Below are 12,186 nucleotides of genomic sequence, written 5' to 3'. Positions count from 1 at the left end.
CGGTGGCCGCGGGCCCGGCCGGGACTCCCCTACAGCGGGGTGACGTACGCGCCGGAGATGCCTCCGTCCACCAGGAACTCCGAGCCGGTGATGAAGCTGGCGTCGTCCGAGGCCAGGAACGCCACCGCGGCGGCGATCTCCGACGCCTCGGCGAAGCGCCCCAGCGGGACGTGCACCAGGCGGCGCTGGGCCCGCTCGGGGTCCTTGGCGAACAGCTCCCGCAGCAGCGGCGTGTTCACCGGCCCCGGGCAGAGCGCGTTGACCCGGATGCCCTCGCGGGCGAACTGCACGCCCAGCTCGCGCGACATGGCCAGCACCCCGCCCTTGGAGGCGGTGTAGGAGATCTGGCTGGTCGCCGAGCCCATCACGGCCACGAACGACGCGGTGTTGACGATCGAGCCCTTGCCCTGGCGCCGCATGTACGGGATGACGTGCTTGCAGCACAGGTAGACCGAGGTGAGGTTGACCTCCTGGACCCGGCGCCAGGCGTCGATGCCGGTCTCCAGGATCGAGTCGTCGTCCGGCGGCGAGATGCCCGCGTTGTTGAACGCGACGTCCACGCTGCCGTAGGTGTCGAACGCGGTGGCGAACACCCGGGCGACGTCGTCCTCGTCGGTCACGTCGGCCCTCACGAACAGCCCGCCGACCTCGGCGGCGGCGGCCCGGCCGGTCTCCTCGTCCAGGTCCACGCAGACGACGCGGGCGCCCTCCTCGGCGAACCGGCGCGCGGTGGCCAGGCCGATCCCGCTTCCGGCGCCGGTGATCACGGTCACCCGGTCCTGCAGACGCTGCATCGTTCTACTCCTCCTCGGAGATGAAGACGTTCTTGGTCTCGGTGAACGCCGCCAGCGCGTCCGGCCCCAGCTCACGGCCGAGCCCCGACTGCTTGAAGCCACCGAACGGCGTCCAGTAGCGGACGCTGGAGTGCGAGTTCACGCTGAGGTTGCCCGCCTCGACGGCCCTGGCCACCCGCAGCGCCCGGCCGACGTCACGGGTCCAGACGGACCCGCTCAGCCCGTACGGGGTGTCGTTGGCGATCCGTACCGCGTCCGCCTCGTCGTCGAACGGCACCACCGACACCACCGGCCCGAAGATCTCCTCGGTGAACGCCCGGTCGCCGGTCGAGCGCGGCGTCAGGACGGTCGCCGGGTACCAGAACCCCGGCCCGTCGGGGCAGGAGCCCCGCAGGTGGGGCTCCTCGGTGACGTAGGAGGCGACCCGCTCGCGGTGCTCGGAACTGATCAGCGGGCCCATCTCGGTGCCCTCGTCGCGCGGGTCGCCGACCCGCACGCCCAGCACCGCCTCGCCGAACCGGGCCAGGAACTCCTCGTACGCGCTCCGCTCGACCAGGATCCGGGAGCGCGCGCAGCAGTCCTGGCCTGCGTTGTCGAACACCGCGTACGGCGCGGTCGCCGCGGCCCGCTCCAGGTCGGCGTCGGCGAAGACCACGTTGGCGCTCTTGCCGCCCATCTCCAGCGTGAGCCTCTTGACCTGACCGGCGCAGACGGCGGCGATCTCCTTGCCCACCTCGGTCGACCCGGTGAACACGATCTTCGACACGCCAGGGTGCTCGACCAGCCGGGCGCCCGCGACCTCCCCGGCGCCGGGCAGGACCTGCAGCACCCCCTCGGGCAGGCCCGCGGCCAGCGCCAGCTCGGCCACCCGCAGCGCGGTCAGCGGCGTCCACTCGGCGGGCTTGACGATCACCGTGTTGCCCGCGGCCAGCGCCGGGGCGACGCCCCAGGTCATGATGACCATCGGGAAGTTCCACGGCACGATCACGCCGACCACGCCCAGCGGCTCCCTGAACGTGACGTCCAGCCCGCCGGGCACCGGGATCTGCAGGCCGTGGTTGCGTTCCGGCGCCCCGGCGTAGAAGTCGAGCACGTCGGCGACGTTGCCCGCCTCCCAGCGGGCGTTGCCGATCGTGTGCCCGGAGTTGGCGACCTCCAGCCCGGCCAGCTCCTCGGCGTGCTCGCGCACCAGCGCGGCGAAACGGCGCAGCAGCCGGGCCCGGTCGGAGGGGGAGACCCTCCGCCAGTCCGCGTAGGCGCGACCGGCGCGCTCCACCGCCCTGTCGATCTCCGCGGCGTCCGCGGGCTCGATGTCGGCGAGCACCTCTTCGGTCGCCGGATTGATGATCTTCACGTTCACATCCGTTCGAATCCCCGGAACAGCTCCCAGTCGGTCACGGCCGCGTCGAAGGCGGCCAGCTCGACCCGGGCGTTGTTCGCGTAGTGGGACACCACGTCCTCCCCGAAGGCGTCCCGGGCGAAGGAGGAGCCCTCCCAGAGCCCCAGCGCGTCCCGCAGCGTGTGCGGGACCGTCTCCGCCCCTGAGGAGTAGGCGTTCCCCTCGAACGCGTCCTCAAGCGGCAACTCGTTCTCGATGCCGTGCAGCCCGGCCGCGATCAGCGCCGAGACGGCCAGGTAGGGGTTGACGTCGCCGCCGGGCACCCGGTTCTCGATCCGCAGCGACGGGCCGTGGCCGACCAGGCGGAGCGCGCAGGTCCTGTTGTCCACCCCCCACTTGACCGCGGTGGGGGCGAAGCTGCCGGGGACGTAGCGCTTGTAGGAGTTGACGTTCGGCGCGTACAGCAGGGTCAGCTCGCGCATCAGGGCCAGCTGGCCCGCGATGAAGTGCTCGCCGACGGCCGACAGGCCGTGCCGCCCCGACCCGGCCATGACCGGCTCCCCGCCCTCGTCCCGCAGCGAGATGTGGATGTGGCAGGAGTTGCCCTCGCGGTGGTTGGGCTTGGCCATGAAGGTGATCGACATGCCCTCCTGGGAGGCGATCTCCTTGGCCCCGTTCTTGTAGATCGAGTGGTCGTCACAGGCGGCCAGGGCGTCGCCGAAGCGGAAGGCGATCTCGTGCTGGCCCAGGTTGCACTCGCCCTTGGCGGACTCGACGTACATCCCGGCGCCCTCCATGCCGAGCCTGATCCGGCGCAGCAGCGGCTCGACGCGGGCGGTGCCGAGGAGGGAGTAGTCGACGTTGTAGAGGTTGGCGGGGGTCAGGTCCCGGTACCCGCGGCGCCAGGCGTCCTCGTAGGTGTCGGCGAAGACGACGAACTCCAGCTCGGTCCCGACGAACGCGCCCCAGCCCCGCCCGGCCAGCCGGTCGAGCTGGCGGCGCAGGATCTGACGCGGCGAGGCGGTCACGTCGGAGCCGTCCTCCCAGAGCAGGTCGGCCATCACCAGGGCCGTCCCGTCCTGCCACGGCACGCGGCGCAGGGTGGGCAGGTCGGGCTTCATGGTGAAGTCCCCGTACCCCCGCTCCCAGGAGGACATCGCGTAACCGTCGACCGTGTTCATGTCCACGTCGACCGCCAGCAGGTAGTTGCACCCCTCCGAGGCGTGCCCCAGCACCTCCTCCAGGAAGTAACGGGCCGAGAGCCGCTTGCCCTGCAGGCGCCCCTGCATGTCGGCGACCGCCAGCAGCACGGTGTCGATCCGTCCCGCCCGCACCTCGTCGTGAAGCTCGTCGATGTCCACGCGCCCTCCTCGCCGGAGTCTTATTGGGCTAGTGTTAGACCATTGACGTGCAGCGGGGGGAGCCTTGTCAAGGCCCGGAGGTGAGATTTGGACGAGGTGTCGCGGCTGGTGACCGTGCTTCGGCCGGTACGCGCCGGAAACGCGTTCGAGGAGACCGTGGAGCGGCTGCTCCAGGTCATCAAACTGGGTCTGGTGACCGAGAAACTGCCGCCCGAGCGGGAACTCGCCGCCCAGCTGGGCATCAGCAGGGTCACCCTGCGCGAGGCCATCCGGGCGTTGCAGGACGCCGGCTATCTCAGCGTACGCCGTGGCAGGTACGGCGGCGCGTTCCTCACCTACGCCCCGCCGCGCCCGCGCCAGGAGGACGAGCTGCGCCGGGCCGTCGTGGACATGGGCACCGACGACCTGGAGGACGCCCTGACCTTCAGGATGGCCGTGGAGTGCGGAGCCGCCCAGGTGCTCGCCACCACCGAGCTGACCCGGGAGCGCCGCGACACCCTGCGGGAGCGGCTGCAGGCGGTCAACTCGGCCAGCCCCGACGACTACCGCCACCTCGACACGGCCTTCCACCTGGCCATCGCCGAGCTGACCGGCTCGGCCCTGCTGACCGCCTCCTGCGCCGACGCCCGGCTGCGGATCACCGACCTGCTCGACGCGATCCCGATCCTGCAGCGCAACATCGAGCACGCCGGGGTCCAGCACGCGGCGATCGTGGCCGCCATCCTGGCCCGGGACCCCGAGGCCGCGCGCCGGGCCGTGGCCGAGCACCTGGAGGGCACCGGCGCCCTGCTGCGCGGTTTCCTCGCCTGACGCGAGAGTTTCTCGCATAGCCTGATGAGTCGGTGGGAGATTTGTTCCAAGAAAGGATCATGGACACAGGACGGCTGCCGCTGTTCTGTTTCTTCGTCGCGCTGATCGCCGTCTTCCTGTTCACCAGGGCCAACGTCCGGCTCATCCGGGCCAGGGTCGGCTGGTTCCGCAACGTGAGCGTCGGCGAGATGCACATCCACCACGTGGTGTTCGGCGTGGTGCTGACCCTGCTGGGCGGGGTCGCGGGCCTCATCGTCTCGGGGGTGTCCGACGGCTGGTACGCGGTGACCGCGGCCGTCTTCGGCGCCGGGGCCGCCCTGATCCTCGACGAGTTCGCGCTCATCCTGCACCTGCGCGACGTCTACTGGGAGGAGGAGGGCCGCGCCTCGGTCGACGCGGTGTTCATGGCCGTCGCGATCACCGGCCTGCTCCTGGTCGGCCTGCGCCCCCTGGGCTGGGGCGACTCCGACGGCACCACGCCGGACACCTGGCTGACCGCCGGCCTCATCGTGGTCAATCTCGGGCTCGCCGTGATCACCCTGCTCAAGGGCAAGCTCTGGACGGGGCTGGCCGGGTTGTTCGTGCCGATCCTGCTGGTGCCCGGAGCCGTGCGGCTGGCCCGGCCCGGGTCGCCCTGGGCCCACTGGTTCCTCGCCCCCGGCGCCCGGCACCCGCGCCCGGCCAAGATGGCCAGGGCCGAGCGCCGCGAGGAACGCTGGCGCCGCCCGGTGATCCGGGCCAAGATCTCCTTTCAGGAGTTCCTCTCCGGCCGCCATGACCTGCCCTCCACCCGCCGCCGCTCCCGCCGCTGAACCGCGCACGGACGCGGGGGCGCGGGACGGCGCGCTTGCCGGTACCCGCGCGCCGAGGACGGGCATACTGGGGAACGTGAGTACGCTTCCTTCCCGCTGGGACGGCGTGGAACAGCGCGTCCCCGAATCGCTGGCCGACCTGCGCGGCCCGGCGACCGGGAAGGTCGCCCTGCCCGGGCACCTGGGCTGGTCCGGGCTGACGGAGTACGACCTGGTCAACCCGCTGTTGCGGATGAGCCTGTATCGCACGGTCATCACCGGGGGCGGCCGTTCCGACGCCGAGTCCTACCTCAACGCCGACCTGCTGCTGGCCGACTGGCCGACCCTGCGCCGGGGCATCGGGCCGAGCTACCGCAGGGCCTGGGAGACCAAGATCAGCGCCCTGGGGTACGGGACCGGGGCGCCGGGGTGGCCGCGGTGATCCTGCCCCCCTTCCAGCAGCGGATGCTGGAGGCCGCGCTCCCCGCCTGTGCCCGGTTCGGGCTGGTCCTGGCAGGCGGTTACGCGATGAACGCCCACGGGTTCACCGAACGGCCGAGCAACGACCTCGACTTCGCCACCGCCGCCGAGACGCCGCTTCCCGAGGTCGCCGAGGGCATGGCCGAGGCGTTCCGGCAGGCCGGGCTGGAGGTCACCCTGACGGAGGTGACGCCCAGGATGGGCCGCCTCGTGGTCAGCGACCCGGTGACCGAGCAGAGCTGCGAGTTCGACCTGCTCAGGGAGGCGTTCCAGCAGCAGCCCGTGATCGTCGGCGACGTCTCCGTCGTCTCCCTGGACGACGCGGTCGGCCTGAAGATGCGGGCCCTGCACGAGCGCAGCCTGGCCCGCGACGTCATCGACATCGCCTCGGTCTCCCACCTGTACGGCTTCCGCGAGCTGGAGCACCTCGCCCGGCTGCACAACGAGGAGTTCTCGATCGCCGAGCTGGTGATGCGGCTGGAGTTCGTCGACCTCATCGCCGACGAGGACTTCGAGGCCTACGGCGTGGACGGCGAGCGGATCGCCGAGATCCGCCGGTTCGTCCGTGCCTGGGTGGAGGACATCGGCCTGCGCCGCGCCGAGGAGGGCGACGTGGAGTACGACGACGTTCCCGACCCGGACTGAGGCGCGCTCCCCGGCCGGGGGCGTGGAGCGGGCCCGGGACGCCGCGTCACCGCATCACCGCATCGGCGGATCGGCGGATCGGCGGATCGACGGTGAGTTCTGGGACCCGGGTGAGAGGGGAAGGTTCGTGTGACGCATACTCGGTCCCGTTCCGGGCAGTCGAAGGTCCTCTCTGCCGAAGGAGTGCTGATCATGGGTCTCATGGAGAAGCTCAACCTGCGCGAAATGAAGGCCAAGGCCAAGCGGAAGCTGGGCAGCCGGACGGGGAACCGTCGTCTGGTGGCCGAGGCGAGGACCGAAGAGGCCGAGGCGAAGCTTCTGAAGACCCAGGACGAGATCCTGGACACCGTCGCGGAGATGCGTAAGGAGTACGGCGCCCGCCGCCGCTGACCCCCGCCCGCCGCACCGGCCACCGGTGTCCCGCCGACGGGCTCACCTCGGAGCCGACTCCGCGTCGGCGGGACACCGGCATCAGGCGGCCACCGGGCGGCCCGGGTCGTGATCCGGCCCGCCCGCCCTTCACGAGCCCCGCCCGCCCTTCACGAGCCCCGCCCGTCCTTCACGAGCCCCGGCCGCCCCGAGCCCGCCTTTCCCGGGTGTGTCCCGGACGCCGCGACGGCCCACGGGACCCGCGAACCCACGGGACCGCGACGGTCCACGGGCCACCGTCATGCTCAGGGCCCGCGGGGGCCCGGTTCCACCGACATCACCGGTGACCTCACCGGCGGCCCGCCCCGGTCTCACGAACCGCGACCCCCGGCCTCCTCCACCGCGAGCTCTGGCCTCTCCACCACGAGCCCCGGCCGTTCCGGCCGAGCCCGCCCGGCCCCTCCCGCGCCCGGCCTCGCCCATGCCCCCGGCTTCTTCGGCGTCAGGCCGGTGAGCCCCTCCCGCTCTGGCCTCCGCGCCGGACGCCCGGCCTTTCGTGGATCACGCCGTTCCGGCGGACCACCGCCCCCGCACGCCTCGCCCTGCCGCATCCCCGACCCGTGCCGACCCGTGCTGATCTCTGCCAACCTGTGTCGATCCGTGTCGACCCGTGTCGACCCGTGCCGATCCGTGCTGATCCGACGAGCACCGGGCACCGCGCCTCCTCTCACCCTCTCCCGTCAACCGAAATTGACAGCGATCGCTCCGTCAACTTATGTTGACATCATCGATTCCCGATCACGGGACAGCGACGAGACGCCCGGAGTGAGCGCATGCGCGGTAGACAAGAAGAACGGCCAAAGACCGATCATGTCGTTTCGGAGGGGATCGCATTGCCCACGACCGCGTCCTGGCGGCTGCTGTTCGCCTACGTACGGCCGCACCGCGGGGCACTGCTGCTGGGCGGGACGCTCACCCTGGTCGGCTCGCTGGCCGGGCTCGCGATGCCGCTGCTGGCCAAGGCGGTCATCGACGCCTTCGGCGAGCAGGGCTCCCTGCTCGGCCCGGTGCTGGGCCTGACCGCCGCCGTGCTCGCGGGCGCGGCCATCGGCGCGCTGGGCAACTACGTGATGGAACGGATGGGCGAGGGCATCGTCTTCTCGGCCCGCCGCCGCCTGGTCGACCGGATCCTGCGGCTGCGGGTGCCGGAGGTCGACCGGCTCAAGCCGGGGGACCTGATGTCCCGGGTGACCTCCGACACCACGCTGATGCGGGCGGTGTTCACCAACGGCGTGGTCGAGATGATCAGCTCGGTGTTCATGCTGGTCGGCGCCATCGTGCTGATGGCGATCATGGACGGGATGCTGCTCCTCATCACGCTCGGCGTGCTGGTCGTGGTCGGCGGGATGGTCGGCCTGATCATGCCCCGTATCCGGGAGGCGTCCGTCCAGGCGCAGGCCGCGGTCGGTGAGATGGGCGCGGTCCTGGACCGGGTGCTCCAGGCGTTCCGTACGGTCAAGGCCAGCGGCGCCGAGGCGCGGGAGATCGCCACGGTCGGCGTGGCGGCCCGGGAGGCGCGCGACCGGGGGATCGCCGTCGCCTGGCTGAACTCCATCGCCGGCATCTCGGCGTGGGTCTCCGCGCAGCTCGCCTTCGTGGCCGTGCTCGGCGTGGGCGGCGCCCGGGTAGCCTCCGGCTCGCTGGAGGTCTCCTCCCTGATCGCCTTCCTGCTCTACCTGTTCTACCTGGTGGCCCCCATCGGTCAGCTCGTCCAGGGCGTCACGCAGCTGCAGAACGGCCTGGCCGCGGCCGAGCGGATCCGCGAGATCGAGGAGCTTCCCGGCGAGGTGGCCGACGGTGCCGTCTACCGGGCCGGGGGCAGTCCCGCCGGGGTCGTCTTCGAGAACGTGGCCTTCCGCTACGGCGACGACAGGCCGGTCGTGCACGACGACGTCTCCTTCGAGGTGCCCGCGGGCGGCCTGACCGCCCTGGTGGGACCGTCCGGGGCGGGCAAGTCCACGGTCTTCTCCCTGCTGGAGAGGTTCTACGAGCGCCAGGCCGGGTCGATCAGGATCGACGGCCGCGACATCGACGACTGGCCGCTGGCCGAGCTGCGCGCCTGCCTCGGCTACGTCGAGCAGGACGCGCCGGTCCTGGACGGCACGCTCAGGGAGAACCTCGTCTTCGCCGCGCCGGACGTGGACGAGGCCGACATCTGGCGGGTGCTCGCCCGCACCCACCTGGAGGACCTGGTGTCCCGCCTCCCCGAGGGGCTGGACACCCGGGTCGGGCATCGCGGGATCATGCTCTCCGGCGGTGAGCGGCAGCGGGTCGCGATCGCCCGGGCCCTGCTGCGCGGCCCCCGGCTGCTCCTGCTGGACGAGGCCACCTCCCAGCTCGACGCGGTCAACGAGCTGCGGCTGCGCGAGGTGATCGCGGAGGTGGCGGCGGAGACGACCGTGCTGGTGATCGCCCACCGCCTCTCCACGGTGACCGGCGCCGGCCGGATCGTGGTCATGGAGGCGGGCCGGGTGCGGGCCGTGGGCACCCACGACGAGCTGCTCGCCGACGACGCCCTGTACCGCGAGCTGGCCGCCACCCAGTTCCTGCTGCCCACCTGACCGCGCCCACGGCGGGTGAACGCATCGCACGGTCACCGGCTCGATTGGGCAAATTCATATCCTTCCCAAGGAATAACGCTCGTGTGGGCCCGGTGGACTGATTCGCCGTCCGGTGAATCGGGCATCCCGCCAGTGCGAAGCCTCTCCTTCGCACCGGGGCGCCCATCGGGCGCGCGCCGCATTCGATCTCCCGACCCCGTCCGTGCGGGACGAGAGCCGGGGCGTGACGATCGTTACGGCCACCACCAGGGGTGTCGTGGGCGCGCTGCCCGCGGCACCCCGTCCTCCGGGTTGACCCGCGGTCCCCGCGTGGCCAAGTATGAATGCGTTCATTCATCTCCGATGGGGAGGTCGGGCATGACCGGCAGCAGGGTTGTGCGCGCGCCGCGCGGTACCACGCTCACCGCCAAGGGGTGGCCGCAGGAGGCCGCGCTCCGCATGATCCAGAACAACCTGGACCCCGAGGTCGCCGAGCATCCCGAGGAGCTCGTCGTCTACGGCGGCTCGGGCAAGGCCGCCCGTGACTGGCGGTCCTTCGACGCGATCACACGAACCCTGACCACCTTGGAGGGCGACGAGACGCTGCTGGTGCAGTCCGGCCGTCCCGTCGGCGTGTTCCGTACCCACGAGTGGGCCCCGCGGGTGCTCATCGCCAACTCCAACCTGGTGCCCGACTGGGCGAACTGGGAGGAGTTCCGGCGGCTGGAGGCCGCCGGGCTCACCATGTACGGGCAGATGACCGCGGGTTCGTGGATCTACATCGGCACCCAGGGCATCCTGCAGGGCACCTACGAGACCTTCGGCGCCGTCGCCGCCAAGCGGTTCGGCGGCAGCCTGGCCGGGACGATCACGCTGACCGCCGGGCTGGGCGGCATGGGCGGCGCCCAGCCGCTGGCCGTGACCATGAACGGCGGCGTGGTGATCTGCGTCGACTGCGACCCCCGGTCGATCGACCGGCGTATCGAGCACCGCTACCTGGACGTCCGCGCCGCCGACCTGGACGAGGCGCTGCGCCTGGCGTACGACGCCCGCGACCGGCGCGAGCCGCTGAGCATCGGGGTGGAGGGCAACGCGGCCGAGATCGTGCCCGAACTGCTGCGCAGGGGCGCCGAGATCGACGTCGTCACCGACCAGACCTCGGCCCACGACCCGCTGATGTACCTGCCGGCCGGGGTCGCCTTCGAGGACATGGCCGAAGAGCGCGCCAAGGACCCGGCCGGTTTCACCCTCCGGGCCCGCGAGTCGATGGCCGCGCACGTGGAGGCCATGGTCGGCTTCCAGGACGCCGGGGCCGAGGTCTTCGACTACGGCAACTCGATCCGGGGGGAGGCGCGGCTCGCGGGCTGCACCCGCGCGTTCGACTTCCCCGGCTTCGTGCCCGCCTACATCCGGCCGCTGTTCTGCGAGGGCAAGGGGCCGTTCCGCTGGGCCGCGCTGTCGGGGTCGGCCTCCGACATCGCCAGGACCGACCGGGCGATCCTGGAGCTGTTCCCCGACAACGAGCCGCTCGCCCGGTGGATCCGGCTCGCGGGGGAGAAGGTGCACTTCCAGGGCCTGCCCGCCCGCATCTGCTGGCTCGGCTACGGCGAGCGCCACCTGGCCGGGGAGCGGTTCAACGACATGGTCGCCTCCGGGGAGATCGAGGCCCCGCTGGTCATCGGCCGCGACCACCTCGACTGCGGGAGCGTCGCGAGCCCGTACCGGGAGACCGAGGGCATGGCCGACGGCTCCGACGCGATCGCCGACTGGCCGCTGCTGAACGCCATGCTCAACGTCGCCTCCGGTGCCGCGTGGGTCTCCATCCACCACGGCGGCGGGGTCGGCATCGGCCGCTCCATCCACGCCGGCCAGGTCACCGTCGCCGACGGCACCCGGCTCGGCGCGGAGAAGCTGGAGCGGGTCCTCACCAACGACCCCGGCACCGGCGTCGTCCGCCACGTCGACGCCGGGTACGACGAGGCCGTCACCGTGGCCTCCGAGCGGGGCGTGCGCGTCCCGATGCGCGAGTCCTGACCGTCCTGCCGGGGTGCCGCATGCCCGGGCCGGGCACACGGTGCCCCTCCGGCGTCCCGGCCGGGGACGGACGACGGCGGGACGGGGGAATGCCCGTGGTGCGTCGAGCGGTTGGAGGGGGCGTGGCGGACGGACTCGATCGGTTTCTGGAGGGGCGGCGGCTCTCGCCCGCGCAGCGGAGGATCGCGCGCTACCTGGGCGACCACCTGTCCGAGGCCATCTTCCTGTCCAGCGTGGAGCTGGCCGAGCGCGCCGGGGTGAGCCAGCCCTCGGTGACCAGGTTCGCGATGGTGCTCGGTTTCGCGGGCTACCCCGAGCTCAGGCAGGCGCTGCGCCCCCTGGTCGTGGGAGGGCGGAGCACGTCGCGGGCCAACGACCTGCAGGCCGCGATCGACGCGGAGATCGACAACCTGCGGAACGTACGCGAGACGCTGGGCGACCCCTCGGCCCTGGTGGAGCTGGGCACCCGGCTGGCCGGATGCGAGCCCCTGCCCGTGCTGGGCCTGCGGGTCTCCAGCGGGCTGGCCACCATGTTCGCCTACTTCGCCCGCAGGATCCATCCCGACGTCCGCCTGCTCACCCACGGCGGATCGGAACTGGCCGACGGCCTGCACGCCGCGCGCCGGGCGGGGGCGGGCTGGCTGCTCGCGGTGATCCTGCCCCGCTACCCGGCCGAGGCCGTGCAGGCCCTGCGCGACGCCCGTGACCTGGGCCTGCGGGTCGCCGTGATCACCGACCGGCCGGACGTGCCCTTCGAGGCCGACGTGATCCTGGCCGCCCCGGTGGGCGAGCGGCTCGTCTTCGACTCGCACGCCGCGCCGCTGGCCCTGGCCATGGTGCTGGTCGAGGCCATGGCCGACGCCGCGCCGCTGCGCACGCAGGCCCGGCTGGAGGAGTACGAGCGGATGACCGATCGGGCCGGGGTCTTCACCGAGCAGCTCGACTGACGGCGCGTCCCGGTGA

11 protein-coding genes are annotated in these 12,186 nt (G+C 72.1%); 8 read left to right on the top strand and 3 right to left on the bottom strand.

What is annotated here, in order from left to right; translation table 11 throughout:
- Window positions 1–29: 29 nt before the first annotated feature.
- The 3 genes from ACIBCT_RS11445 to ACIBCT_RS11435 are packed head-to-tail and all read right to left on the bottom strand — an operon-like array spanning window position 30 to window position 3,494.
- Entirely contained in the window at window positions 30–794 is a 765-nt protein-coding gene (locus tag ACIBCT_RS11445) for a 3-oxoacyl-ACP reductase (RefSeq protein WP_344888134.1), read from the bottom strand.
- A 4-nt stretch (window positions 795–798) separates the two neighbouring features.
- Window positions 799–2,148, bottom strand: coding sequence for an aldehyde dehydrogenase family protein (locus tag ACIBCT_RS11440; RefSeq protein WP_399187359.1), 1,350 nt, complete (start codon window positions 2,146–2,148; stop codon window positions 799–801).
- A gap of 2 nt (window positions 2,149–2,150) precedes the next feature.
- The gene (locus ACIBCT_RS11435) at window positions 2,151–3,494 is read right to left on the bottom strand and encodes a glutamine synthetase family protein (RefSeq protein ID WP_399187357.1); all 1,344 of its coding nucleotides are present in this window, start codon (window positions 3,492–3,494) and stop codon (window positions 2,151–2,153) included.
- A gap of 87 nt (window positions 3,495–3,581) precedes the next feature.
- On the opposite strand from ACIBCT_RS11435, the gene ACIBCT_RS11430 reads away from it, so the two are divergent.
- The 8 genes from ACIBCT_RS11430 to ACIBCT_RS11395 all read left to right on the top strand — a co-directional run bounded on the left by ACIBCT_RS11430 (window position 3,582) and on the right by ACIBCT_RS11395 (window position 12,170).
- Complete coding sequence (locus tag ACIBCT_RS11430) at window positions 3,582–4,304, top strand: FadR/GntR family transcriptional regulator (protein WP_399187355.1); 723 nt, start codon at window positions 3,582–3,584, stop codon at window positions 4,302–4,304.
- A 59-nt stretch (window positions 4,305–4,363) separates the two neighbouring features.
- Window positions 4,364–5,116, top strand: a complete 753-nt coding sequence (locus ACIBCT_RS11425; protein WP_399187353.1) for a hypothetical protein — start codon at window positions 4,364–4,366, stop codon at window positions 5,114–5,116.
- Window positions 5,117–5,192: 76 nt separating this feature from the next.
- A complete protein-coding gene (locus tag ACIBCT_RS11420) occupies window positions 5,193–5,537 on the top strand; it encodes a hypothetical protein (RefSeq protein WP_399187351.1) in 345 nt (114 codons plus the stop codon).
- The gene (locus ACIBCT_RS11415; RefSeq protein WP_399187349.1) at window positions 5,534–6,220 is read left to right on the top strand and encodes a nucleotidyl transferase AbiEii/AbiGii toxin family protein; all 687 of its coding nucleotides are present in this window, start codon (window positions 5,534–5,536) and stop codon (window positions 6,218–6,220) included. The genes ACIBCT_RS11420 and ACIBCT_RS11415 overlap by 4 nt, the downstream gene beginning before the upstream one ends.
- Window positions 6,221–6,421: 201 nt before the next feature.
- Entirely contained in the window at window positions 6,422–6,610 is a 189-nt protein-coding gene (locus tag ACIBCT_RS11410; RefSeq protein WP_399187347.1) for a hypothetical protein, read from the top strand.
- 812 nt (window positions 6,611–7,422) lie between these two features.
- On the top strand, window positions 7,423–9,210 hold the full coding sequence (locus ACIBCT_RS11405; protein ID WP_399187345.1) for an ABC transporter ATP-binding protein: 1,788 nt from the start codon (window positions 7,423–7,425) through the stop codon (window positions 9,208–9,210).
- A 357-nt stretch (window positions 9,211–9,567) separates the two neighbouring features.
- Window positions 9,568–11,223 (top strand): urocanate hydratase, encoded by a 1,656-nt coding sequence (hutU, locus tag ACIBCT_RS11400; protein WP_399187343.1) that lies wholly within the window; start codon window positions 9,568–9,570, stop codon window positions 11,221–11,223.
- 122 nt (window positions 11,224–11,345) lie between these two features.
- Window positions 11,346–12,170: a MurR/RpiR family transcriptional regulator gene (locus tag ACIBCT_RS11395; RefSeq protein ID WP_399187341.1), complete on the top strand. Its 825-nt coding sequence runs from the start codon at window positions 11,346–11,348 to the stop codon at window positions 12,168–12,170.
- The last annotated feature ends 16 nt before the right edge of the window (window positions 12,171–12,186 follow it).

The organism is Streptosporangium sp. NPDC050855, assembly GCF_044456585.1.
In the GTDB taxonomy this organism is placed as follows: domain Bacteria; phylum Actinomycetota; class Actinomycetes; order Streptosporangiales; family Streptosporangiaceae; genus Streptosporangium; species Streptosporangium longisporum.
This window is presented reverse-complemented; position numbering and strand designations above follow the sequence as displayed.